This window comes from Vibrio sp. TBV020, from assembly GCF_046056895.1.
Lineage (GTDB): Bacteria > Pseudomonadota > Gammaproteobacteria > Enterobacterales > Vibrionaceae > Vibrio.
In genome coordinates this window covers 395,893-421,110 of record NZ_JBEEAQ010000003.1, presented here as the reverse complement: position 1 = coordinate 421,110, position 25,218 = coordinate 395,893, and the positions used below count along the sequence as shown (strand labels likewise).

General features: G+C 44.4%; 21 protein-coding genes. 19 read left to right on the top strand and 2 right to left on the bottom strand.

Translation table 11 applies throughout. From position 1 onward, the window contains the following. Positions 1-49: 49 nt before the first annotated feature. On the top strand, positions 50-532 hold the full coding sequence (locus AAFX28_RS09875) for a hypothetical protein (RefSeq protein WP_408687360.1): 483 nt from the start codon (positions 50-52) through the stop codon (positions 530-532). A 77-nt stretch (positions 533-609) separates the two neighbouring features. Further along, positions 610-1,260 carry an inorganic diphosphatase gene (locus AAFX28_RS09870; RefSeq protein ID WP_408687358.1) on the top strand — a complete coding sequence of 217 codons (651 nt, stop codon included), beginning with the start codon at positions 610-612 and terminating at the stop codon, positions 1,258-1,260. Positions 1,261-1,356: 96 nt separating this feature from the next. On the opposite strand, the gene AAFX28_RS09865 is transcribed toward AAFX28_RS09870, so the two are convergent. Next, positions 1,357-4,785 carry a PAS-domain containing protein gene (locus AAFX28_RS09865; protein WP_408687356.1) on the bottom strand — a complete coding sequence of 1,143 codons (3,429 nt, stop codon included), beginning with the start codon at positions 4,783-4,785 and terminating at the stop codon, positions 1,357-1,359. 106 nt (positions 4,786-4,891) lie between these two features. Continuing rightward, positions 4,892-6,076: a 3-phenylpropionate MFS transporter gene (locus tag AAFX28_RS09860; protein ID WP_408687354.1), complete on the bottom strand. Its 1,185-nt coding sequence runs from the start codon at positions 6,074-6,076 to the stop codon at positions 4,892-4,894. A 200-nt stretch (positions 6,077-6,276) separates the two neighbouring features. Between AAFX28_RS09860 and AAFX28_RS09855 the strand changes: the two genes are divergently transcribed. From AAFX28_RS09855 to AAFX28_RS09775, 17 genes are all read left to right on the top strand, one after another. Then, positions 6,277-8,103, top strand: a complete 1,827-nt coding sequence (locus tag AAFX28_RS09855; protein ID WP_408687352.1) for a DUF294 nucleotidyltransferase-like domain-containing protein — start codon at positions 6,277-6,279, stop codon at positions 8,101-8,103. Between the two features lie 9 nt (positions 8,104-8,112). Beyond that, complete coding sequence (locus tag AAFX28_RS09850; protein WP_408687351.1) at positions 8,113-8,745, top strand: 3'-5' exonuclease; 633 nt, start codon at positions 8,113-8,115, stop codon at positions 8,743-8,745. 198 nt (positions 8,746-8,943) lie between these two features. Continuing rightward, complete coding sequence (gene acs / locus AAFX28_RS09845) at positions 8,944-10,893, top strand: acetate--CoA ligase (protein ID WP_408687349.1); 1,950 nt, start codon at positions 8,944-8,946, stop codon at positions 10,891-10,893. A 301-nt stretch (positions 10,894-11,194) separates the two neighbouring features. Then, entirely contained in the window at positions 11,195-11,644 is a 450-nt protein-coding gene (gene aroQ, locus AAFX28_RS09840; RefSeq protein ID WP_408687347.1) for a type II 3-dehydroquinate dehydratase, read from the top strand. Between the two features lie 59 nt (positions 11,645-11,703). After that, positions 11,704-12,159: an acetyl-CoA carboxylase biotin carboxyl carrier protein gene (accB, locus tag AAFX28_RS09835; RefSeq protein ID WP_408687346.1), complete on the top strand. Its 456-nt coding sequence runs from the start codon at positions 11,704-11,706 to the stop codon at positions 12,157-12,159. Positions 12,160-12,174: 15 nt separating this feature from the next. Then, positions 12,175-13,518 (top strand): acetyl-CoA carboxylase biotin carboxylase subunit, encoded by a 1,344-nt coding sequence (accC, locus tag AAFX28_RS09830; protein WP_408687344.1) that lies wholly within the window; start codon positions 12,175-12,177, stop codon positions 13,516-13,518. 137 nt (positions 13,519-13,655) lie between these two features. After that, on the top strand, positions 13,656-14,543 hold the full coding sequence (gene prmA / locus AAFX28_RS09825) for a 50S ribosomal protein L11 methyltransferase (RefSeq protein ID WP_408687342.1): 888 nt from the start codon (positions 13,656-13,658) through the stop codon (positions 14,541-14,543). A gap of 139 nt (positions 14,544-14,682) precedes the next feature. Continuing rightward, the gene (dusB, locus tag AAFX28_RS09820; protein ID WP_394127449.1) at positions 14,683-15,645 is read left to right on the top strand and encodes a tRNA dihydrouridine synthase DusB; all 963 of its coding nucleotides are present in this window, start codon (positions 14,683-14,685) and stop codon (positions 15,643-15,645) included. A 72-nt stretch (positions 15,646-15,717) separates the two neighbouring features. Then, positions 15,718-16,014 carry a DNA-binding transcriptional regulator Fis gene (gene fis, locus AAFX28_RS09815; protein ID WP_000462885.1) on the top strand — a complete coding sequence of 99 codons (297 nt, stop codon included), beginning with the start codon at positions 15,718-15,720 and terminating at the stop codon, positions 16,012-16,014. A gap of 109 nt (positions 16,015-16,123) precedes the next feature. Beyond that, a complete protein-coding gene (locus AAFX28_RS09810) occupies positions 16,124-16,936 on the top strand; it encodes a DUF6387 family protein (protein WP_408687340.1) in 813 nt (270 codons plus the stop codon). A 96-nt stretch (positions 16,937-17,032) separates the two neighbouring features. Next, positions 17,033-17,245, top strand: a complete 213-nt coding sequence (locus AAFX28_RS09805; RefSeq protein ID WP_408687338.1) for an AlpA family phage regulatory protein — start codon at positions 17,033-17,035, stop codon at positions 17,243-17,245. After that, entirely contained in the window at positions 17,246-17,449 is a 204-nt protein-coding gene (locus AAFX28_RS09800) for a helix-turn-helix transcriptional regulator (RefSeq protein WP_408687336.1), read from the top strand. Positions 17,450-17,716: 267 nt separating this feature from the next. After that, positions 17,717-18,196 (top strand): inovirus-type Gp2 protein, encoded by a 480-nt coding sequence (locus AAFX28_RS09795; protein WP_408687334.1) that lies wholly within the window; start codon positions 17,717-17,719, stop codon positions 18,194-18,196. Between the two features lie 299 nt (positions 18,197-18,495). After that, positions 18,496-20,067 (top strand): type I restriction-modification system subunit M, encoded by a 1,572-nt coding sequence (locus tag AAFX28_RS09790; RefSeq protein ID WP_408687333.1) that lies wholly within the window; start codon positions 18,496-18,498, stop codon positions 20,065-20,067. Then, a complete protein-coding gene (locus AAFX28_RS09785) occupies positions 20,064-21,278 on the top strand; it encodes a restriction endonuclease subunit S (protein ID WP_408687331.1) in 1,215 nt (404 codons plus the stop codon). Before AAFX28_RS09790 ends, AAFX28_RS09785 begins: the two co-directional genes overlap by 4 nt. A gap of 65 nt (positions 21,279-21,343) precedes the next feature. Continuing rightward, the gene (locus tag AAFX28_RS09780) at positions 21,344-24,232 is read left to right on the top strand and encodes a type I restriction endonuclease subunit R (protein WP_408687329.1); all 2,889 of its coding nucleotides are present in this window, start codon (positions 21,344-21,346) and stop codon (positions 24,230-24,232) included. A gap of 280 nt (positions 24,233-24,512) precedes the next feature. Further along, complete coding sequence (locus tag AAFX28_RS09775) at positions 24,513-25,202, top strand: hypothetical protein (protein WP_408687328.1); 690 nt, start codon at positions 24,513-24,515, stop codon at positions 25,200-25,202. Positions 25,203-25,218: the final 16 nt, after the last annotated feature.

The window sequence follows — 25,218 nt, the reverse complement described above, 5'->3', positions numbered from 1 at the left end:
CGCTAAATTGAGTTAACTTAGCCTTTTAACGTTGAAGCCAGGACGCAAGATGTTCAAAAATAAGCACTTTCTAATCGCATTATTGATTGCCCCGATTCTCTCTCTGATTGCCTATTTTGGTACCGATATGGCGCTGAGTGAAAAACCTCATGCCGCTAAAGAAGGGGAAACTTATAAGTTGGCCGCGAAATCTAACTGCCGCTACACCAGTGGTTTGTGTGATATGACTAATGGTGACTTCAAAGTGCAATTTCGCTCAGAAAAGCTAACGGCTAAAGGGTTAGATCTAACATTGAAAGCGGCTTTCCCTCTTGAAGGAGTTAAGCTATCACTAGTAGATAGCCAAGATAAGAGCGCACAACCTATCGATATGGCATCGACCGATAGCACTGGTCAACACTGGGCTATATCCCTACCAAAACCAACCTCTGCAGAAAGCTGGCTACGAGTGGCTATTCAATCTGAAGGCACGCTCTACTACGGTGAAACTCAAACCGCTTTTGTTAAATACGAAACGCTATTTACGGAATAATCAAAAGCCCGTGACTTAATAAAACTGAAATAGTCCTACCGTAGATTTACGCTAACTCTATGAAAAGGACTACTTCAATGAAAAAACTACTTCTTTCTTTGCTTATTGCATCTTCACCCGCATTAGCCACTGATAACTACGCGATTACTCAAACAGACACTTACACTCTAACGTCAAACGTAGATCTGATGTCTATTCCAGCCGTAAATACTGAAGGTACGATCAATGCCATCATCGAGATTCCAACGGGGACTAACCAGAAGTGGGAAGTAAACAAGGAAGACACGTCACAAGTAATTTGGGAGTTCAAAAAAGGTAAGCCACGCGTCGTTAATTATCTTGGTTACCCAGCAAATTACGGCGCTATTCCAAGCACAGCGCTTCCTAAAGAGCTTGGTGGTGATGGTGATCCACTTGATGTGATCGTATTAGGTCACTCTTTACCACGTGGCTCAGTTGCTGAAGTTCGTTTAATTGGCGTGCTTAAGATGCTGGATGATGGCGAGCAAGACGACAAACTACTTGCTGTCATGACTGAAGGTTCTCCACTGTCTGAAATTAAATCAGTTTCTCAATTGGATAACGAGTTTAACGGCGTGTCTAAAATCGTTAGTACTTGGTTTAGTAACTACAAAGGTAAAGACGGCGGCATGGAACTTCAAGGAATAGAAGAAGCAGGTGTAGCAAATGAAGTCTTGAGCCAAGCGGTAAAGAACTACAAAGGCTAGATTTAATTCTTAAAACGCCCACCAAATGGTGGGCGTTTTCATTAACTAGTAGTGTCTAGTGGTAAAGCATTCCTAATCAAAAACAAAGTGTCGCGCTTAAACCCTATTTAACACTGCCCTCAACTTAAGCGGCTTAACTGGTTTAGGAATAAAACTAAAACCATTGGACTTGATACCATCCAGCATATCTTCGGTTCGGTCAGCACTGATGATCACACCAATGAAGCTATCACCTAAACGCAGGCGACATTGCTGGAGCACTTCTAACCCAGTACGCCCATTGTCGAGGCGGTAATCAGACAAGATCACGTCAGGCACCCAAGTTTCCTCAATTGCCTGAAGCGAATTGACCAAATCAGTCGCTGTTCGTACATCGCAACCCCAACGACCAAGTAAGTTCTCCATCCCAACCAAGATATCGCTTTCATTATCGACGCAGAGCACTTTTAAGTGACTCAAATCGGAAACAGCAGTCGCCTGAGGTGCCTTCACTGGCGCAATAGCTTGCTCACTGCGAGCTAAGGTAATCGAGAAGACACTTCCTTTACCCGGCCATGAGCGCATAGTGATTTGATGACCAAGCACATGGGCAATCCCTTTAGAGATCGCCAAGCCTAGACCTAATCCTTGGTCGGATCGTACCTGCGTGCCACGGTTAAACTCTTCAAAGATCTCTTGCTGTTTATCTTCATCGATACCCATGCCGTTATCCCAAACATCAATACGAGCTTGGTTGCCGACTCGCCTTACACCCAGCACTACTTTACCTTTCGGGCTATAACGAAACGCGTTCGTTAAGAAGTTTTGTACCACTCGGCGCAGTAATTTCGGGTCTGACTTAACCAGCAATAAGCTCGGGATCATCGTAAAATCAATGCCTTGCTGTTTGGCGAGTGCACTAAACTCAGCGTTGAGGTTAGCCAATACGTCATTTATCGCAAAGCCATGCACGTTGACATCTAGCTTGCCAGATTCAAGACGCGAGATATCGAGTAAATCGCCGATTAAATCTTCTGCTGCACCAAGAGCACTCTCGATATGATGAGAAAGCTGTTTGGTTTCAGAGTCCTTTGCCACTTCCGATAACGAAGAAGCAAACAAGCGAGCAGCATTGAGTGGCTGCATTAAATCGTGGCTCACAGCAGCTAAGAAACGGGATTTGGATTGAGATTCATGTTCCGAGCGTTGGGTTGCGCTGACCAACTTCTTATTCAGTTGTTCAAGCTCTTGAGTCCGCTCTTGCACGCGTTCTTCCAACGACTCGTTGGCATCTTTTAGAGCTTGCTCTGCATCCCTAAAAACTGTGATATCGGTAAAGCTCATAACGAAGCCACCGCCTGGCATTGGGTTACCTTGTACTTCAATTACTCGACCATCAGGACGGACGCGAGAAGAGGTATGACGGGTACCTTGCTCTAAGTGGAATACTCGACGGCGAACATGTTCTTCAGGGTCTCCTGGGCCGCACAAACCTTGCTCAGCATTGTGGCGGATGACATCTGCAATCGGCCTACCAACTTGAATAAGACCTGCCGGAAAAGTAAATAGCTCAAGGTAACGTTGGTTCCAAGCCACCAGCCGTAGCTGTTTATCGACTACTGCTATACCCTGACCAATATGCTCAATCGCACCTTGCAGTAACCCACGGCTAAAGTCGTAAAGCTCCGACGCTTCATCAACAATCGTGGCGACTTCTTCCAGCTGCATGTTTCGGCCTTGCAGCGCCGAAGTAAGGACTAACTTAGCTGAAGAAGCACCAAATACACCAGCCAGAACACGCTCGGTATGACGAATTAAGGTAGAAGGCGCTTGTTGATTTGGTAATAAGGTTTCACGTTGCTGCTGCCAATATTGCCTAAACGCACTTCGAACGCGCTGACGACCAACAAAACGAGAGGCCAGCATTTCTAGCTCACCCACCGTAACTCGGCTTTGGTACAAACTCATATTTTCGCTTTCTGGCAATGGCGTACCAACAAACGATGCAGACTGTAAGCGCTCACTTAGACTTGCTCGGGTAAAGAGTGAAATTACTACATAGCAAAGCGTATTCAGCGTAACACTGAGCACAATACCCCAATCAGAGTTCTTCACATCCCAACTTTGCAATAGCTCAGGCGGAGTGATCAGCCACAATAAGAAGTTACTTTCAGCCGAGCCTGCCAACATATCTGTCTGGCTCATCAAGGTAATCAGCCACAAGGTAAAACCTACCGCTAGACCAACATAAACACCTTTACGATTACCCTGACGCCAGTACATACCGCCAATCAATGCTGGTGCAAACTGAGTAATTGCCGCAAAAGAAAGGAAACCAATCGCAGACAAAGAGTGAATACTGCCAAACGCTTGATAGAAACCCCATGCGCCGAGCAACAGCAGCAAAATTAAGCCGCGGCGGATAATCAACAACAATCCAGAGAAATGACGATGAGTACGCTGTGATAAGCGCATCCTACGTAGCAATAACGGCATGACTAGATCATTCGATACCATGATCGCCAACGCAATGGTCGAGACGATCACCATACCACTCGCAGCTGATGTACCACCCAAAAATGCCAATAGCGCGACATCTTGCGCACCAACAGCCATCGGCAAACTAATCACATAGGTATCAGGACTAGCATTGCTCAACAGACTTTGCCCCACCCAAGCAATTGGCAAAACAAAGATACCCATTAAAATCAGGTAAACCGGAAAGAGCCAACGTGCAGTATGAAGGTCTTGAGCCCGCTCATTCTCTACTACCATGGTATGGAACTGACGTGGCAAACAGACAATGGCCAACATGGTTAAGATGGTGTGAATCAATAATGTCGGCACATTTGGTGATTGATATGTCTGGCTGGCTATTTCTGCCAGATCGACATCACCACGGTTCAACGCCAAAAAGAGAATAAAGAAACCAACCGCGAGAAAGGCCACCAGCTTAACGATAGATTCAAACGCGATCGCCATCATCATACCGCGGTGGTGCTCAGTATTATCAATATGACGAGTACCAAACAGCATGGTAAAAATCGCCAAAGCTCCTACTACAAACCATGACACATCGAAACTTGAGCCTTCAAAGTGCACAGGAAGTTCAGGGGCGATGATCTCCAGCCCCATCGTGATACCACGTAGCTGCAATGCGATGTAAGGCAATATGCCCGCAACAGCAATCAAGGTGACCACTACGGCTAACCCTTGCGACTTTCCGTACCTCGCAGCAATAAAGTCAGCGATAGAAGTAATGTGTTCGCGCTTTGCGGTAATGATCAGCCGAGCCAGTATTCGCCAACCAAAAGTGAACACCAGAATTGGTGCGATATAGATGGGTAAGAATGACCAAGGGTTATTGCTCGCTTGCCCCACCGTGCCGTAAAAGGTCCATGAGGTACAATAAACAGCGATGGAAAGGCTATAGACCCACGGGCGCCACTTCGCCAGCCAAGTATTACGTTTATCTCCATACCAAGCGATGAGAAACAGCAGCCCGAGATAGAGCAGTGAAACGGTGATCACTAACCAGCCTTGCATCCGATATCCTTATCTTGTGCGCATTCTTAACCACAAATAAAAAACCTCTCCGAATTGGAGAGGTTTCATTTAACTAAGGATAACTAGTTAACTCAATCAGATAGACTTAATTCTGTGCTTTAGGCTCTGCTTTCATTGATTGTGTTGCATTGGCGTTTTGCGGCTCTAGTTTAATAAACAGCGCCAATACCCCCATTGCTGCCATTGCCCAGAATACATTCGCACCCCAGTTTTCATAACCCCAACCACTTAACGTCGTCATCAGTGCAATGAAAGCGCCTAGTGGGATTGCATTGTAAAGTGCCTGTAGTGCCACCATCTTGCGCTGCTCCGAATGCTGGATATATTGAATAGCAGCGATATGTGCCATCGCAAATGTTACGCCATGCAGCAACTGAATAAGCACCAGAGCCATTAAGGCGGTCGTTGATGCCGTTAACCCCCAACGAGCCACTACTCCTAACGCTGCTACCACAAACAAAGCACGTAAACTCCAACCAGAGAACAGGCGCTTACTTAAAGCAAAGACCGCGACTTCTGCGACAACGCCTAAACTCCACAAGTAACCGATAATATCTTCGGAGTAGCCTGCTTCTTTCCAATAGATGGAGCTGAAGCTGTAATATGCGGCATGACTACCTTGGATGAGTGCGACCAATACAAGGAATTTCACCACGGGTAATTCACGCAACAGCTCAGACAGTTTTGGACGCTCAGCATCGACTTCTTCTGTCGTAACAGGCATAGGGTTGGTGTTACGCATACCAAACACTAATGATGCGAACACGCCGGCTAAAGCCGTATAAAGGATCATATCTGTGCCAAACTTAGCAACCAAGAAACCCACTACTGTCGACCCTGCAATAAAAGCAATTGAGCCCCACAAACGTGTACGACCGTAATCGAGCATTTTCAGACGAGCATAGTAGTTGGCCATGGCATCAGAAAGCGGAACAATTGGCCCACAGCAAAGGTTAAATAGAACCGTCGCTAACGCCATTAACCAGAAACTACCACCAGCAAAGAAGTGGAAGCCAACAAACAATAAAGACGCAAAGCTTAACCAACGCAGAGCTGGCATAAGGTGCTCGACTTTGTGCAATCGTGGTGTCAGCACCATATTAGCAACACAGCGCGTCGCAAAACCTATCCCCACTAAAACACCAATATCAGTCGCCGATACTCCTTGCTCTTCAAACCACAGCGCCCAAAATGGTAAATAAACGCCGTAAGCAAAGAAAAATCCAACAAAGTACTGGGAAATCCAGCCGTAAGGAGAAGGGGTGAGCATTGTGACCTCTGAATGCAATTTTTGGGGCACGGTATTATCGTTTGCTTTTAGGGAAATAAAAAGGGAAGAATCCCGACTGACACTTTTCCCTGTTGGCATGCCGTAAGTCATAAATTTGCTAGGATTCGACCAAAGTCGTCTGGAAGAAAAATATAGAACCCGCACACTTAGCGTGTAAAAGATTGCGCGAGTAGGTCAGTATGCCAGATAAGTTTAATATGCATTCCCCACCTTTCGATCGACTTGATGCCCAGCAGCAGAATCGGCTGCGCAGCTCACTCGACGTGGCTTATTTTCGCACCAAAGAAACCTTGCTTCAGCCTGGCGATAATAGCCAGCATCTTCATATCCTGATCAAAGGCGCCGTTGAAGAACGTTCCGAAGATGACAGCGAAATCTTCGCCCACTATGCCAATGATGACTTATTTGACGTTCGCGCCCTATTCGACGAAACCGTTAAGCACCGCTACATTGCGTTAGAAGATACCTTGGCCTACTTACTGCCAAAATCCATCTTCATAGAGCTTTATAACGAAAATGGACAGTTTGCAGCCTACTTTGATAACAACCTCGCTCGGCGCCAGGAATTGATTGAAGCGGCACAGCAACAACAGAATCTAGCGGAGTTTATCCTCACCAAAGTAGATAAAGAGATCTATCATCCGCCGATGGTGCTTTCACCAGAACAACCTCTCAATGAAGTCACTCTCACTCTAAAAGAAAATGGCATCGACTCAGCGTTGGTTCGCCTTAACGATAATGATGTCAGACTGATAGATGATTCACACTCACTGCCCTACGGCATTATCACTCGAACCAATATGCTCCATGCGGTGATGCTCGACGACCACCCCCTAGATACACCTGTCGGCAGAATTGCTACATTTCCAGTGATTCATGTTGAGGATGGTGAGTTCCTTTTCAACGCTATGATCAAAATGACTCGCCATCGCGTCAAACGTGTCATGGTAGCGGACGGCAAAGACGCGGTCGGCATGCTCGACATGACCCAGATCCTCAGTGCCTTCTCGACGCATTCACATGTGTTAACCCTAAGTATTGCCCGCTCATCGAGTATTGAAGAGCTCGCCTTGGCCTCCAACCGTCAGCGCCAGTTAGTTGAGAGCTTACTCAGTAATGGTATTCGTACGCGATTTATCATGGAGCTGATTTCAGCCGTTAATGAACAAATTATCGAAAAAGCCTTTGAACTGATTGTTCCCCCCGCCCTTCACGACCATTGCTGTTTGGTCGTTTTAGGCTCAGAAGGGCGTGGTGAACAAATTCTCAAAACAGACCAAGACAATGCCTTAATCGTCAAAGATGGGTTGCAGTGGCATCAATGTGAATCCGTGATGGAGAAGCTCACTCATACTTTGCAGCAGCTTGGCTATCCACTTTGCCCAGGTAATGTCATGGTCAACAACCCTAAATGGGTCAAAACACAAAGTGAGTGGAAGAGCACTATTAGCCAATGGTCGAAACCAAGTTCCGCCGAGCAAGTAATGGATTTAGCAATCTTTACTGATGCTCACGCCGTAGCTGGGAACACTAGCTTACTCGAGCCAGTTGCCAAACACCTTCAGCAAACAATGCTCAATAACATGCTTGCACTACAAGACTTCTCTCGTCCTGCTCTGCAATTCTCGCTACCGCTCACTCTGTTCGGCAATGTGAAAAAAGACAAGCAAGGTGTTGACGTGAAAAGTGGAGGGATCTTCCCAATTGTTCACGGCATTCGCACTCTGTCACTAGAGTATGGCCTTGAAGAAAAGAACACTTTTGAACGAATTGAAGCGCTGCGCAACAAACGGATCTTAGAGCCCGAAACCGCTGATAACCTCAGTGAAGCATTGAAGCTGCTGTTTAAACTTCGCCTTAATCAACAGTTGAGCAACCAACACAGCCACAACCGTATCGACCTAAAGCAAATTGACCGCACCGAGCGTGATTTATTACGTCATAGCCTGCATGTAGTGAAAAAGTTTAAGCAATTCTTAGGCTATCACTACCAAATTCGAGACTAGAGGTATTCAATGAATTGGTTTCGACGTCATTACTGGCACTACAAACTGAAAGGCTCGCCTTATCAGCCACTGTTTTCTTCAGTAAAAAAGGGAGAATATGTTTCGCTCGATTGTGAAACCACCAGCCTTGACCCAAATAGAGCAGAATTAGTCACCATAGCGGCAACCAAAATCATCGACAATCGCATTATCACCAGCAAACCTTTTGAAGTAAGGCTGAGAGCGCCGCAATCGCTCGATTCAGGTTCAGTCAAAATCCACCATATACGGCATCAAGACCTAGTTGATGGTATTGATGAGAAACAAGCACTGATCCAACTATTAGAGTTCATAGGTAATCGGCCACTGGTAGGCTACCACATTCGCTATGACAAAAAGATTCTCGACCTTGCGTGTCGCAAACAGCTTGGCTTCCCACTACCCAACCCTTTGATTGAAGTCAGTCAGATCTACCACGATAAGCTTGAGAAACATTTACCTAACGCCTATTTCGACCTCAGTTTAGATGCTATCTGTAAGCATTTGGATCTACCGTTGCAGAACAAACATGATGCGCTACAAGACGCGATTGCAGCAGCTCTTATCTTTGTTCGCCTAACAAAAGGTGATCTGCCAAGCCTAAATCTGCCCTACAGTCGATAGAGCAAGCTTAGATCTAACTCTCAATTTCAAACATAGTTCCTTCATTTTTAAGCAGATTCATCTCTCTCATCCTAAAGTCTAATTGTCGAATCTTCGCGCGTGATTGAAAGTTAAAGGCACAGGGATTTTGTACAACGTTAGTTGTTTTAAACGGACACTTGCTCGATTCGAGTTGGATTGAGCACAAGGAGATAAGCAATGAGTGAAGCCCACATTTATCCGGTAAAAGAAAACATCAAAAAAAATACACACGCGGATAACGATACTTACCAAGCCATGTACCAACAATCTGTAACAGACCCTGTTGGCTTCTGGAGTGAACACGGCAAGATTGTCGATTGGATGAAGCCTTTCACCCAAGTTAAGAACACCTCTTTCGATACTGGCCACGTTGATATTCGCTGGTTTGAAGATGGCACACTTAACGTGTCAGCAAACTGTATTGACCGTCACCTTGCAGAGCGTGGTGATGATGTTGCGATCATTTGGGAAGGCGATGATCCAAATGACGACAAAACACTTACTTTCAACGAACTGCACAAAGAAGTGTGTGAGTTCTCTAATGCATTGAAAGAGCAAGGCGTGCGCAAAGGCGACGTGGTTTGTTTGTACATGCCAATGGTGACTGAAGCGGCCGTTGCAATGCTAGCTTGTACTCGTATTGGCGCAGTTCATACCGTGGTATTCGGTGGTTTCTCTCCAGAAGCACTCTCTGGTCGTATTATCGATTCAGATGCAAAAGTCGTCATCACAGCGGACGAAGGTGTTCGTGGTGGTCGCGCAGTTCCACTGAAGAAAAATGTTGATGAAGCACTAACAAACCCAGAAGTAAAAACCATCGAGAAAGTCATTGTCATGAAGCGCACTGGTGGTGATGTAGATTGGCATGAGCATCGTGATGTTTGGTGGCACGAAGCAACCGCGAATGTTTCTTCAGAATGCCCACCAGAAGAGATGAAAGCTGAAGATCCACTATTTATTCTTTACACGTCAGGCTCAACAGGCAAGCCAAAAGGCGTACTGCACACTACTGGTGGTTACCTAGTTTATGCAGCGATGACGTTTAAATACGTATTCGATTACCAACCTGGGGAAACTTTCTGGTGTACAGCTGATGTGGGTTGGATTACTGGCCACACTTACCTAATTTATGGACCACTAGCAAACGGCGCCAAGACGATTCTGTTTGAAGGTGTACCTAACTACCCAAGCACAAACCGCATGAGCCAAGTAGTTGATAAACACCAAGTGAATATCCTCTACACGGCACCAACAGCGATTCGCGCACTTATGGCGAAAGGTAATGAAGCCGTAGAAGGCACTTCACGTAGCAGCCTACGTATAATGGGCTCGGTAGGTGAACCTATTAACCCTGAAGCGTGGGAGTGGTACTACAAAACCATCGGTAATGAAGACTCACCTATTGTGGATACTTGGTGGCAAACCGAAACTGGCGGCATCTTGATTGCCCCACTACCAGGCGCAACAGATCTAAAACCAGGATCAGCAACCCGCCCATTCTTTGGTGTTCAACCTGCTCTAGTTGATAACATGGGTAACATCATTGAAGGTGCGACTGACGGTAACCTTGTTATCCTAGATTCATGGCCAGGTCAGATGCGCACTGTTTACGGTGACCATGAGCGCTTCGAACAAACTTACTTCTCGACGTTTAAAGGTATGTACTTCACTAGTGATGGTGCTCGCCGCGATGAAGATGGTTACTACTGGATCACTGGCCGTGTGGATGACGTACTAAACGTATCCGGTCACCGCATGGGTACGGCAGAGATCGAATCGGCACTGGTTGCTCACGATAAGATTGCTGAAGCAGCGATTGTTGGTATCCCACACGACATTAAAGGTCAGGCAATTTACGCTTACATTACCCTTAACGATGGTGAGTTCCCATCTGCAGAACTACATGCGGAAGTTAAGAAATGGGTACGTAAAGAAATCGGCCCTATCGCAACACCAGATGTACTGCACTGGACTGATTCTCTGCCTAAGACTCGTTCAGGTAAAATTATGCGCCGTATTTTACGTAAGATTGCAACAGGTGATACCAGCAACTTAGGCGATACATCAACGCTCGCGGATCCAAGTGTGGTTGATAAGTTAATTGCGGAAAAAGCTGAATTAGCATAATCATCGCGCAATAAGTCAAACATGGTTCAAGCCGTCACTTTGTGGCGGCTTTTTCTATTTGTCCCTTTAAATTCCAGCTCTCCACCATTCCTGATTGGTCAAAAAATGTTATCTGTGTAACAGATTTTCCGTTTCAAACTGGGAGATTAGACCAGTAAATTGCTGCGATTTGCGCTGAATTAGCTATAATCTGGTTCTATTTCAAAGATCCAACGCTATTTTTGACAAAATACTTGCGTTGAATCAGCGATAATATGGGAATATTCCAGTTCATATCATGAAGTAGAAAGATGGCAGCATAATGACAGCAAAATCACGCATTCTTGTCTTAAATGGTCCAAATCTAAACCTGTTAGGTCTACGCGAACCGGCACATTACGGTTCTTCAACCTTACCGCAGATTATCGACACATTATCTAAGCAAGCTCACGAAGCCGATGTTGAACTTCAGCATCTTCAATCTAACCGTGAGTATGAGTTGATTGAAGCGATCCATGCCGCTTATGGCAATGTAGATTTCATCATTATCAATCCAGCCGCATTTACCCACACTAGTGTGGCACTAAGAGATGCGTTACTTGGCGTTGCTATCCCATTTATCGAAGTGCACTTATCGAATGTGCATGCACGCGAATCGTTCCGCCATCACTCTTATCTCTCTGATAAGGCTGTCGGCGTAATTTGTGGTTTGGGTGCTCAAGGTTACGAATTCGCTCTGTCTGCCGCAATCAAGCAATTGCAGGCAAAGTAAACAAACACTCTGCAGCTATATAGAGCTGTCTTATTCACAAGATAAAAGAGAAAGAAAAAATGGATATCCGTAAAATCAAGAAGCTTATCGAGTTAGTAGAAGAATCTGGCATTGCTGAGCTAGAGATCTCTGAAGGTGAAGAGTCGGTACGCATCAGCCGTAACGGTACAGCAGCACCAGCTCCTGTACAATACGCAGCAGCGCCTGCACCTGTAGCGGCACCTGCTCCAGCAGCAACACCGGCTCCAGCAGCAGAAGCGGCAGCACCAGCAGTTCCTGCGGGCCACCAAGTTCTTTCTCCAATGGTAGGTACTTTCTACCGTTCTCCAAGCCCAGACGCGAAATCATTCGTTGAAGTTGGTCAAACAGTTAACGCTGGCGACACTCTATGTATCGTTGAAGCAATGAAAATGATGAACCAAATCGAAGCTGACAAGTCTGGTGTTGTTACAGCTATCCTAGTTGAAGACGGCCAACCAGTTGAATTCGACCAACCACTTGTTGTTATCGAATAATAGAGGCTCTCTCTTATGCTAGATAAATTAGTCATCGCGAACCGAGGTGAAATCGCACTTCGTATCCTTCGCGCATGTAAAGAATTGGGCATCAAAACCGTTGCAGTTCACTCAACAGCTGACCGTGACCTAAAGCACGTACTGCTTGCAGATGAGGCAATTTGTATCGGTCCAGCTCGTGGTATCGACAGCTACCTAAACATCCCTCGCATTATTTCTGCGGCGGAAGTAACAGGTGCAGTTGCGATTCACCCTGGCTACGGTTTCCTATCTGAAAACGCAGACTTCGCAGAACAAGTAGAGCGCAGCGGCTTTATCTTTGTTGGTCCTAAAGCAGAGACAATCCGTATCATGGGTGACAAGGTTTCGGCGATCACTGCAATGAAAAAAGCGGGTGTACCTTGTGTTCCTGGTTCTGACGGTCCTTTGGATGATGACGAGCAAGCAAACAAAGCGCACGCAAAACGCATCGGTTACCCAGTAATCATCAAAGCATCTGGTGGCGGCGGCGGTCGTGGTATGCGTGTTGTACGCTCAGAGCCAGAGCTTATTGAAGCAATTGCTATGACTCGTGCTGAAGCAAAAGCAGCCTTCAACAACGATATGGTTTACATGGAGAAATTCCTTGAAAACCCTCGTCACGTTGAAGTACAGGTTATTGCTGACGGTCAAGGCGGTGCTATCCACCTTGGTGAGCGTGACTGTTCAATGCAGCGTCGCCACCAAAAAGTTGTGGAAGAAGCGCCAGCTCCAGGTATCACTGAAGAGATGCGTAAATACATCGGTGAACGTTGTACGCGTGCATGTCTAGAAATCGGTTACCGTGGTGCAGGTACGTTTGAGTTCCTATACGAAAACGGTGAATTCTACTTCATCGAAATGAACACTCGTATTCAGGTTGAGCACCCAGTAACAGAAATGGTTACAGGCGTTGACCTAATCAAAGAACAGCTACGTGTTGCTGCAGGTCAGCCTCTGTCATTCACTCAGGATGACATTAAGATCCGTGGCCATGCTATCGAGTGTCGTATCAACGCAGAAGACCCAGAGCGTTTCCTACCTTCTCCGGGTAAGATCGAACGTTTCCACGCTCCTGGCGGTATGGGTGTTCGTTGGGAGTCGCACATTTACACGGGTTACACAGTACCACCTCACTACGATTCAATGGTCGGTAAACTGATCACTTTCGGTGAGAACCGTGATGTTGCGATTGCTCGTATGAAGAACGCACTAGGCGAGATGATTGTAGAAGGCATTAAGACTAACGTTTCTCTACAAGAATCGATCATGAATGATGAGAACTTCCAACACGGTGGAGCTAACATTCATTACCTAGAGAAGAAACTAGGCCTTCAATAAGCCTCGATTCTAGATCTCTTAAAATGCTCACTTCGGTGAGCATTTTTGTTTTAGGGCATTTATTAACCTATAAAACCGGCCATTTTCTGCTAAACTCTGCGCCAAATCACATCAATCAATGTAAAGAGCTCATACTCATGCCTTGGATTCAAATCAAACTCAATGCGACCAATGAAAACGCTGAACAGATCGGCGATATGCTTATGGAAGAAACTGGCGCACTTTCTGTCACCTTTTTAGATGCTCACGATACGCCTGTATTTGAACCTCTACCGGGTGAAACTCGTCTTTGGGGTGATACGGATATCCTAGCGCTGTATGACGCAGAAGCGGACAGCAACTTTATCATTGAGCAAACCAAGCTTAGTGGCTTGCTTCCTGAAGGCTTTGCTTACAAAGTTGAGCAGCTTGAAGATAAAGACTGGGAACGCGAATGGATGGATAACTTCCACCCAATGAAGTTCGGTGAACGTCTATGGATTTGCCCAAGCTGGCGCGAAATCCCAGAACCTGACGCGGTCAACGTGATGCTTGATCCAGGTCTAGCATTTGGTACCGGTACTCACCCAACGACTGCGCTATGTCTTGAGTGGCTAGAAGGCCTAGACCTTACTGGCAAAACCGTCATCGACTTTGGTTGTGGCTCTGGCATTTTGGCGATCGCTGCGATCAAACTGGGCGCTGAAAAAGTTGTCGGGATCGACATTGATCCTCAGGCACTGCTGGCATCAAAAGACAATGCTGAGCGTAACGGCGTTGCTGACCAACTGGAAGTATTCCTACCTCAAGACCAACCTGAAGGTCTGCTTGCTGACGTTGTAGTAGCTAACATTCTGGCTGGCCCTCTACGCGATCTTTCATCGATTATTAAGTCTCTAGTTAAGCCAAATGGTGAGCTTGCGATGTCAGGCGTACTGGATACGCAAGCTGAAGATGTTGCTAACTACTACCGTGACGAGCTTCACATTGATCCTATCAAAGAGCAAAGTGAATGGTGTCGCATCTCTGGTCGCAAGCAAGGCTAGATAAGACTTTGCGAGCTAATTGACTGATTTTTGGGCATTTTGCGAAAACAATTTGTAAATGCTCAAATATTAGTCTTTTCACAGCGCAAAAAAATGCGTAAAATGCGCGCCCTTGCTGGTACTAAGCTGTGAAGACGTTTTGAAAATCGGAAACCACCAACTTAAGAACAATCTCATCGTTGCCCCTATGGCTGGCGTAACGGATAGACCATTCCGCGAGTTGTGCCTCCGCTATGGTGCTGGGATGGCCGTCAGTGAAATGATGTCGTCAAACCCAAAGCTATGGAAAACGTCAAAGTCGAAGCAACGCATGGTGCATGAAGGCGAATCGGGCATTCGCTCTGTACAGATTGCGGGAGCCGATCCGCAGCTTATGGCCGACGCTGCTCAGTTTAGTGTTGAAAACGGTGCGCAAATCATCGACATCAACATGGGCTGTCCAGCAAAGAAAGTGAATAAGAAGCTAGCCGGCTCAGCGCTGCTGCAGTATCCAGATATCATTAAAGATATTCTGCAAGCTGTAGTGAACGCCGTGGATGTCCCTGTGACATTGAAAACCCGTACTGGCTGGGACACAGACAATAAAAACTGCGTCCAAATCGCTAAATTAGCCGAAGACTGCGGCATACAAGCTTTGGCCCTTCATGGGCGCACTAAAGCGTGTATGTACAAAGGTGAGGCCGAATACGACAGCATTAAAGCGGTAAAACAAGCGATCTCTATCCCGGTTATTGCTAACGGTGATATCGATAGCCCAGAGAAAGCTAAATTTGTCCTAGAGTACACTGGGGCAGACGCTTTAATGATTGGACGCCCTGCCCAAGGTCGTCCGTGGATTTTCCAGGAAATCCAACACTTTTTGGAAAACGGCACCACGATGCCTGATCTTCCTTATTCGGAAGTGAAAGACATCCTGCTTGGTCATGTGAATGCCCTACATAGTTTCTATGGAGAGTATTTAGGTCCACGAATCGCGCGTAAGCACGTTGGCTGGTATCTAAAAGAACACGAGCAAGCAAGTGAGTTTCGCCGTACCTTCAACGCCATCGACGCAGCTGAGCTGCAACTTGAAGCGTTAGAAGAGTATTTTGATAAAGCCTAAATAGTTGAAGCTACGGCTTCAAATATGACGGGTAAACGTTGCATCATAATTAAGAGAAGAGCTAGACCGAATATGTTCGAACAAAATCTGACTTCAGAAGCATTAACAGTAACTACAGTAACGTCACAAGACCAGATTACTCAAAAGCCTTTGCGTGACTCTGTTAAAGCATCTCTTAAAAACTACTTGGCTCAACTAAACGGCCAAGAAGTAACAGAACTATACGAATTAGTTCTAGCTGAAGTTGAACAGCCACTATTAGATACTATCATGCAGTACACTCGCGGTAACCAAACTCGCGCAGCAACTATGATGGGTATCAACCGCGGTACTCTTCGCAAGAAACTTAAGAAATACGGCATGAACTAAAAGCATTGCTTTAAGTTTTTGTTTAGAAAGGGGGTTCTGTTAATTCAGAACTCCCTTTCTTGTTATATGTACCCTCACATGTACCCCGAGTAAATTTCTTAGCACAACTATGTACCCCAACTCCCCTATAAAAATACGCAATTCAAGCCACCCTCTCTGGCCTCATTGGTTTTCACTACCAAACTATGACTGTCTACTCGATTTAACGGTAGGAGAGCTCTTAAATGAGATAGAGCGGCGTTTGTTCTTTTACCAAAGTCCTTTACTCCCATCAGGCCGGAAAATGCGCGACGATAAAGCATGGCTAGCCTTAGAGAGAGGCTTCCCTCTGATATCAGAATTCAATTCAGGAGGCTTTCAACACTCCGCCTGTGCCTGCGTTCCAATCAACCACATAGATATTCTGACCTGTGCAGAGGAGATTAAGCGAACTCTTAGGGACTTACCCTACCAACCTGAGCCAATTTACGCTTTACCAATGCTTCCTGATCAAGATGTAGTGGTGGTAGCTTTAAAACTAAGTCAATACAACGACGAGATAGTTATCAAGCAAATGCCTTCTCTACTCTCCCTGATGCGTAAAGAAGCCAATATGCCAGAACAGGCTATCAAATCTGTCCGAAAAGCCTCTGAGATGACGCTGGTGAAGCTCCTTCGCTACCAGACCATTCCTTACTTAGACCTACTCTTGTACTCACAGACTCACAAACAATTAAGTGAAAGTGAGTGGAGACCGTTGATTTTAACTCAAGGAGCATTGCTCGATTTGCTGTTCAAAGATACGGCTGATACCGAACAATTGAAAAAGACAATCCTGCCATTCTATAAAGACAAAGTGTTGGACACTGAATTCATCAATCAACTGTTTTCAAACGTTCGCTCAGACAAAGAGCTATTAATTCGCAAGGTATCGGCTATCTAATTTTTGGGGTAGGAATCAATTTTCCATTCTTACCCCGAACAATCTGCTCAAAACTTACATCATTCACCCAATACAAACGAAGACAACGAAAGGTGAATGATGTCTATTCAACAATCAAATCCGCATCTGCAAGATCGTGTAATCAGAGAAAATGAACGTCAGCTCATTACCAGCATTTCTCGCTCGCAAGCTTACCAACTAGAAAAGCAAGGGCGCTTCCCGAAGCGCATAACACTTGGTAGTCGTTCAGTCGGCTGGAGGTTATCTGAGATTATGGCTTGGGTAGATCAGCGCACAATGGGGGTATAAATGAGTCCTATATGCAAACTTGTTGCGAGAGCCTATCCAGTAACTGACCTGATTCGCCCACCAGAGATGCGGCGTAGACTAAAAGTAAGTCGCTCAACACTCTATCGCTGGACCAAAAGCGGAGCGTTTCCACCTCCAATTGTTATAAACAAACGAACCGTTGGATGGAGTGAAAAAGACTATTCCAACTGGCTGAACCGCTAACATCACAAAGAATTAGGCAGGGTAAACCTGCCTATTTTTCACTCATTGATGACACAAGATGGAACACAGATGAAGGTTTTCAGCGGCTTTACTGATGATGACTCTAACCTTCAGCCCTTTAGTTATACGCATCCACAGCAGTCCGCACCAAATATGAGTGCAGGATATTTATATTATTTACCGCCCAATAAACGTACAGAGCCCTTCATCTTTAATGAACAGATTTGGCAAGTTATGAGATTCAATGAAGGAGTGAGCAACAAAATAATGCGCAAAATAATGGAGCAGCTAAACGCACTGTTCAGTCACTACTCAAGGCTATTGATTATTCGTATCGACTTCAGAAGCTACTTGTCTACTCCAAACAACAAAGCTATGTCTTCACTAATAGCCAAGCTAACTTCAAGACTAAAAAGGCGCTACCGCTGTAACGTTGGCTTCGTTTGGGTAAGAGAACAAACGGAAGGCAACCCACACTACCATGCTGCGCTGATACTTAATGGTCACAAAGTAAATCACTCAGCCAGAGTTGTAAGGCTTGTAGAGGAGCTTTTAGAACACGATACAACAATGGGCTTCTATCTACCGAAGAACTGCTATTACCTAATCCACAGAAACTGTACTGAAAGCCAGCAAAAAGCGGTATACCGATTGAGTTATCTCGCTAAAAACGCCACCAAAGGGCTCCGACCAAAACACACAAAAGACTACGCTACGAGCAGGGTAACTTACGTTAAAGCGAAGTAAAACCGATCACTAAGATTGAATTTCATTGGCAGCCCGAACGGTTAACATAAAAACAACAAACCAAATAACCCATAGCAAACAACATATTAGAGCCTTATCTTTTTTAAACGATCGATCGGTAGCATTCCTAAAACCGATCGTTTTTTTTGAAACAAAGAATGGATAACATTTAATTAACAACAATTAAAGAGTGTGCATTACTGTCTCACTATTTGTCTTCAAACCTTATTATTTATGCCATCACCTGCATTCGCTCTGATAAACTACCGCACATCACTTTTATGGGTTAAAGCACTACCATGGTCGAACAACATCAACAAGAGCTTAAGAAGCAGCTTTGGAACATCGCTAACACACTTCGTGGCAATATGGATGCGGATGATTTCCGTGACTACATCTTAGGGCTCATCTTCTACAAATACCTTTCAGATAAACTTAACCAATACGCTGACGGGCTATTGTCCGAAGACGGTATCAAGTTTGCTGGTATTGACGAAAAGACCGAAGAAGGCAAAGAAGTATTAGACGCTATTCGTGAAGAAGCGATTGATAAGCTAGGCTATTTCTTTAACCCGTCAGAGCTATTCCATGTTGTCGCACAAGCAGGTGAAAGCGGTGAGTTTATTCTTGATGATGTACGTGATGTATTAACAGATATCGAACAAAGCACCATGGGCTCTGACAGTGCTGATGACTTTGATGGCCTATTTGCCGAGCTAGATTTGCAGTCTAATAAGCTAGGTAAAACGCCAGACGCACGAAATAAGTTAATTGCTCAGGTACTCGTTCATCTTGATAACATCGACTTCCACCTACAAAACAGTGAAATCGATGTCTTAGGTGACGCCTACGAATATCTAATTGGTATGTTCGCTAGTGGCGCAGGTAAAAAGGCTGGTGAGTTCTACACTCCACAAATGGTTTCAAAACTACTCGCTAAACTGGTAACACTTGATAACCCTGTCGTGAAGTCAGTCTACGACCCAACTTGTGGCTCTGGCTCTTTACTATTGCGCGTAGCAAAAGAAGCGCAAAACCAAGACATCAAATACTATGGCCAAGAACGTAACCCAAGTACCTATAACTTGGCACGCATGAACATGATCATGCATGACGTCCACTATAAACGTTTCGACATCCAAAACGATGACACGCTAGAAACGCCAATGCACTTCGATGAACGCTTTGATGCTGTGGTTGCTAACCCGCCCTTCTCTGCACAGTGGTCAGCAAATCCGTTGCACCTTAACAATGACCGTTTCTCGGACTACGGCAAACTTGCACCAAAATCCAAAGCGGACTTTGCGTTTGTTCAGCACATGATCCACCAGCTCAACGACACAGGTACCATGGCAGTGGTACTGCCGCATGGTGTGTTATTCCGTGGTGCGGCTGAAGGGCATATTCGCCAACATCTACTCAAAGAGAAAAACCACCTTGATATGGTGATAGGCTTACCTGCCAATATTTTCTTTGGTACTTCGATTCCAACCTGTGTCTTAGTGTTTAAGAAAAACCGCCAAGCCGATGAGAATGTGCTGTTTATTGATGCTAGCCAACACTTTGAGAAAGGCACCAATAACAACTACATGCGTGAAGAGGACTTGCAACGCATTCTCAATGCCGTCGCCAAACGGGAAAATATCGACAAATTTGCTTTTGTTGCGACCCAAGCTGACTTAGCCGAAAACGACTACAACCTCAATATCCCGCGCTATGTTGATACCTTTGAAGAAGAAGCGCCTGTAGATTTATCTGCCGTTGCTAAGCAGCTAGTGGATAACGATAAAGCAATACTAGAGACCGATAAGACCATTGCCGATTTCTGTGCTGAGTTGGGGATTGATGCACCGTTTGAGGTAGTTCAATGATACAAAGTCTAAGATTCAAAGAGTTCAGCGGACCACTTCAGAAACAAAAGATTCGTGAATTTTGCTCGATAAAGTCAGGCTCAACACCTCTCAGAGCCAACCTAGCATATTTTAAAAATGGAAAAATACCTTGGGTAAAAACTACTGACCTAAACAACTCAACAATTATTTGTACAGAAGAAAAGGTCACTGAGTTAGCACTTAAAGAGACATCGTTGAAACTACAGCCTGAGAATTCAGTCCTAGTCGCAATGTACGGCGGTTTCAATCAAATAGGCAGAACTGGACTCCTTAAAAGCCCAGCGACAACGAATCAAGCGTTATCGGTATTAAAACCAAAAGACAGATTAGTTCTGCCCAGCTACCTTCAACACTATCTAAATGCGCACGTAGGCCGATGGAAGCGATTTGCTGCAAGTAGCAGAAAAGATCCTAATATCACAAGCTCCGATGTTGGTTCCTTTTACGTAACTTTTGGCTCAATTCAAGAACAACAAAGAATCACTGACTTTCTGACTTCAGTAGACATCAAAATCAGACAACTAGTAGAAAAGCATCGCCTACTCAAAGAGTACAAAAAAGGCGTAATGCAGCAGATTTTTAGCCAACAGATTCGCTTTAAGGATGAAGATGGAAAGGAATTTCCGGAGTGGAAAACCTATGCTCTAAGACAGATCTTATCTCTTCAATCTGACAGCTTAAATATGCAAGACGATGAGACTTACGAGCTCATTACTGTCAAACGTGGATTTGGTGGCGTTGTCAGTCGAGGTCTGTTTAAAGGGAAAGATGTGCTAGTGAAAAATCAATTCACGATCCACGAAAATGAGTTTGTTATCTCCAAACGACAAATCGTACACGGTGCTTGCGGTATAGTCCCTCCTGAGCTTGAAGGGGCTATCGTATCGAATGAATATAATATTTTTCGTCCAGTTGAAGACCTATTAGACATCGATTACTTCAACCGCTTTGCAACTACTCCATTGATGCGAAGAGCATTCTTTATCAATAGTGATGGAGTACATATTGAAAAACTACTTTTCAAAACGCAAAGCTGGCTAAAAACTAAAGTTGCACTACCTTGCCTAGCTGAACAACAAAAGATCTCTACATTTCTTCAAGCACTCGTTCAAAAAATCGAATCTGTAGAGAAACAAATCGAGCAGACAAAGCAGTTTAAAAAAGGCTTGCTCCAACAGATGTTTGTGTAATTCCTGCCATAGCGCCCACACGCTGGGGCGCTATGCAGTAGCAATCTAGGGTCCTAATACGTCATATGGCTTATCAATCAGAACAACAGTTAGAAGATAACTTAATTACTCAGCTCAACACTCAGAGCTTTGAAGCCGTTCGGCTAAAAGACAACGCCGCTCTCGAAGCTAATTTGAAACTTCAACTTGAGAGAGTTAACCACTGCACTCTAACTGATTCCGAGTTTCGTCAAGTATTGGGCAAGTTGGAACAAGGAAATATCTTCACTAAAGCCAAAACCTTGCGTGATCGCATCGCTGTGACACTTGATAATGGAGACTCTCTCCACCTAACATTGTTGTTTGATAAGGCAGAACAAAACCACTTCCAAGTAGCGCAGCAAATAACAGTAAAAGGGACCTACACTAATCGTTATGATGTGACTATCTTGGTCAATGGCCTGCCACTGATTCAATTGGAGCTTAAGAGACGAGGTATTGAGTTAAAAGAAGCCTTTAACCAAGTAAAGCGTTATCAGAAGCACTCTTACAACGCCAATCATCGACTGTTCAACTACATCCAACTCTTTGTTATTTCAAATGGCGTGAACACTCACTACTTTGCCAATAATAGTGAGCTTTCTGCAAAACAAACCTTTGACTGGACGGACGTAGACAATACTAGAATCAGCAAGCTACATGACTTTGCGAGTGCTTTTTTAACACCTAAACACATCACATCAATGCTAACGAAGTACATTGTGCTCAATGAGACGTTGAAGTGCTTAATGGTGTTACGCCCTTATCAGTTCTATGCAGTTGAAGCGATAATCAACCAAGTTAAGACTTCAAGTAAGAACGGCTACATTTGGCATACTACTGGCTCAGGAAAAACTCTCACGTCCTTTAAAGCCGCTCAGCTAATGACCGCTCTTAATGAGGTTGATAAGGTAGTATTTGTTGTAGACAGAAAAGACCTTGATTACCAAACAGCAGAAGAATTTAATGCCTTTTCAAAAGGGTGCATTGATACAACAAGCAATACCCGCATTCTTTTCCACCAGCTACTTGATAAGCCCATCAAAGGCAGAGAAATCAACGAAAAGCGCAATACGAAGCTGGTAGTGACCACACTTCAAAAGCTAAACAATGTTGTTACCAAGAACCGCTATCTAAAAGAGATGGCGTCTCTACAAGATAAACGCATTGTTTTTATCTTTGACGAATGTCATCGCAGTCAGTTTGGAGATACACACCAGAATATTGTGAGCTTCTTTAATCGAGCACAACTGTTTGGCTTTACTGGAACTCCAATTTTTGCTGATAACGCTGTGGCAAAGAACTCGATAAAAAGAACTACTCGCGACCTATTTGGAGATTGTTTACATCCGTATGTCATTGTCGATGCCATACGTGACAACAACGTACTCAAATTCGCTATTGAATACGTGGGCCGCTATCAATACAAAGACGGCTCCAATAACAACCTTGATATTGAAGTAGAAGATATCGATACCAAAGAGCTCCTCTGCTCCCCTACTCGATTAGAAAAAATAACCGACTACATCATTGCTCACCACAAACGTAAAACACACAGTGGTGAGTTCAATGCCATGTTCTGTGTTGCTGGTGTTCCTGAGCTCATTACCTACTACGAGTTATTCGCTAAAAAGAAAGCCGAGGGCAAACACAAGCTCAAGATTGCTACCATTTTTAGCTATGAAGCAAACGAGGAAGAAGAATTTGAGCTAGGTAACAGCGATGACAAACAAGTAAAAGAAGTTGCCGCCAAATACCTCAATCAAGGGGATAAGATAAAGCTCCACAGCAGAGAAAAGCTAGATGGGTTTATTAATGATTACAATCAGATGTTTGGGACTAGCTACAGCACAAAAGATAGTGACTCCTTTTACGACTACTACAAAAACATTTCAAAGCGTGTAAAGGCCAAAGAGATTGATATTTTGCTGGTGGTGAATATGTTCCTTACAGGATTTGACGCTAAGACCCTTAACACTATCTATGTAGATAAAAACCTAAAGCATCACGGTCTAATTCAGGCTTTCTCGCGCACCAATCGCATTCTGAACGAAACAAAGTCTCACGGGAATGTCGTATGCTTCCGTAACCTAAAGAAAGCCGCTGACGAAGCATTCACGCTGTTTTCCAATAAACGGCCGAAAGAAGTAATTGAAACACCGTCGTTTGATGAACTGATGGCAGATTTCAATAAAGCGTGCGAAGCCCTAAAAGCTATTACGCCAAATATAGACGCCGTTGACACCCTACCAGATGAAGAAGCGCAAAAGCTATTTGTCTTGCAGTTCCGCAAGCTAATACAACTTAAGAACATGCTAAGTAATTTTGCAGATTTCGATATGTCTTTAGCCGATATGGATGAACAGGAGTTCCAAGACTTCACAAGCAAATACGCAGACTTGAGTCGTCAAATCCGAGAATCCACCAGCAAAGAAAAAGTCTCTATCTTAGAAGATGTCGATTTTGAGCTGGAGCTACTGCACCGTGATGAAGTGAACGTTAGCTATATCTTGCACCTACTACGTGAACTGCACGAAGAAGAAAGCCAAGAAAGCAGAGAGAATAAGCGTCAAGTCATAGCCAATATCATTAGCTCTGATCCTGCACTACTCAGCAAGAAAGAGCTTATCGAGAAGTTTATGAATGAACACCTTGATGGCATTCCTGCTCACACTGATGTGGAGGAAGAATTTGAGTACTTCTGGGAGCGTGAAAAACGTAAAGCTTTGGAAGTGATGGCTGAAGAAGAAAAGTTAAACACCGACAAACTACAGATCCTAGTGAATCGATACGAACTAAGCGAAGAAATGCCACTGCGCGATGACTTTGCAGAGACTTTAGAAACCAAACCAACCATTCTACAACGCAAAAAAATTGTCGGCCGCTTAGCTGACCGATTTAAAGGGTTCGTGGATACGTTTATTGGTGGATTTTAATACAAGAAATTGAGTATAAATACGTATGTATAATTTAAAGTCACTACCCATAGCTATAACTATAAGTATTCCATCTGTACGAGATGACTTGAACGGCTTTTACAATTTATGGAACAGGTTGTATGAACACGATTGGCAGGAGTCATCTAAGTATTACATTACTTTAGATTTCTCTAGCTGCAATTTTGCAGGCGTTAATCTCACCGCAATGTTAGGAGCGTTTGTTTATTTTGTAAGACGTAAGTTGATTAATAGCACTTTGCGTATCGAGACAAAAACCATGAATCTTCCAGTTTATCTAAAACTGAGAAACATGGGGTTATTAGAGAGTCTAGATAAACTAGACGGCCAAGGTTTCACACACAAAACTGAAGATATTATTCCATATAGAGAATTTCCGACATCGACTAAAGAAGAGGAAATCCTGTCTTATTTGCGGGATGAATGGCTAGGTAAGAATAGATTAAATTTCTCAGAAGAAGTAGAGAGTGCGGTGTTAAGTTCTCTTTGGGAGGTTTATGCAAATGCATTCGAGCACAGCGGTACACATCAAGTTCAAAGCTGTGGTTCATATGATCGCAAAGCAAAAACACTAACATTGCTCGTTGGTGACTCAGGAAACGGCATAGCTACTTCTGTTCGAAATTATTTAAATACAGAACTTACAGCTCAGCAAGCACTTGAATGGGCTCTAGTAAAAGGTAACTCAACATATACTGCTAACTTAAAAGAAGCTGGGGAAGAGCAACCCCGTGGACTAGGTCTACATTTATTGACTCAACTAGTTGATATTAACGGAGGAAGTATGGAAATCTATACTGATACTGTTTATTACTCCAGAAACTCAGAGCAATGCTCGTACATTGATAAGCCTACGATGATCAAAGGCAGCTGGGTAAAGCTTACTCTCAACTGTAAGCATGATGTAATATATTACTTTCGAGATGAAGACATCCCGGAGTACTTCTAACAATTTAAAGGTAGTT

Coding starts and splice junctions, on each gene's coding strand:
- AAFX28_RS09875 (WP_408687360.1), top strand. CDS start 50: ATGTTCAAAAATAAGCACTTTCTAATCGCATTATTGATTGCCCCGATT.
- AAFX28_RS09785 (WP_408687331.1), top strand. CDS start 20,064: ATGATACAAAGTCTAAGATTCAAAGAGTTCAGCGGACCACTTCAGAAA.
- AAFX28_RS09805 (WP_408687338.1), top strand. CDS start 17,033: ATGATGTCTATTCAACAATCAAATCCGCATCTGCAAGATCGTGTAATC.
- AAFX28_RS09870 (WP_408687358.1), top strand. CDS start 610: ATGAAAAAACTACTTCTTTCTTTGCTTATTGCATCTTCACCCGCATTA.
- aroQ (WP_408687347.1), top strand. CDS start 11,195: ATGACAGCAAAATCACGCATTCTTGTCTTAAATGGTCCAAATCTAAAC.
- prmA (WP_408687342.1), top strand. CDS start 13,656: ATGCCTTGGATTCAAATCAAACTCAATGCGACCAATGAAAACGCTGAA.
- AAFX28_RS09865 (WP_408687356.1), bottom strand. CDS start 4,785: ATGCAAGGCTGGTTAGTGATCACCGTTTCACTGCTCTATCTCGGGCTG.
- accB (WP_408687346.1), top strand. CDS start 11,704: ATGGATATCCGTAAAATCAAGAAGCTTATCGAGTTAGTAGAAGAATCT.
- AAFX28_RS09860 (WP_408687354.1), bottom strand. CDS start 6,076: ATGCTCACCCCTTCTCCTTACGGCTGGATTTCCCAGTACTTTGTTGGA.
- AAFX28_RS09800 (WP_408687336.1), top strand. CDS start 17,246: ATGAGTCCTATATGCAAACTTGTTGCGAGAGCCTATCCAGTAACTGAC.
- fis (WP_000462885.1), top strand. CDS start 15,718: ATGTTCGAACAAAATCTGACTTCAGAAGCATTAACAGTAACTACAGTA.
- acs (WP_408687349.1), top strand. CDS start 8,944: ATGAGTGAAGCCCACATTTATCCGGTAAAAGAAAACATCAAAAAAAAT.
- AAFX28_RS09780 (WP_408687329.1), top strand. CDS start 21,344: ATGGCTTATCAATCAGAACAACAGTTAGAAGATAACTTAATTACTCAG.
- AAFX28_RS09775 (WP_408687328.1), top strand. CDS start 24,513: ATGAATCTTCCAGTTTATCTAAAACTGAGAAACATGGGGTTATTAGAG.
- accC (WP_408687344.1), top strand. CDS start 12,175: ATGCTAGATAAATTAGTCATCGCGAACCGAGGTGAAATCGCACTTCGT.
- AAFX28_RS09850 (WP_408687351.1), top strand. CDS start 8,113: ATGAATTGGTTTCGACGTCATTACTGGCACTACAAACTGAAAGGCTCG.
- AAFX28_RS09855 (WP_408687352.1), top strand. CDS start 6,277: ATGCCAGATAAGTTTAATATGCATTCCCCACCTTTCGATCGACTTGAT.
- AAFX28_RS09810 (WP_408687340.1), top strand. CDS start 16,124: ATGTACCCCAACTCCCCTATAAAAATACGCAATTCAAGCCACCCTCTC.
- AAFX28_RS09790 (WP_408687333.1), top strand. CDS start 18,496: ATGGTCGAACAACATCAACAAGAGCTTAAGAAGCAGCTTTGGAACATC.
- AAFX28_RS09795 (WP_408687334.1), top strand. CDS start 17,717: ATGCGCAAAATAATGGAGCAGCTAAACGCACTGTTCAGTCACTACTCA.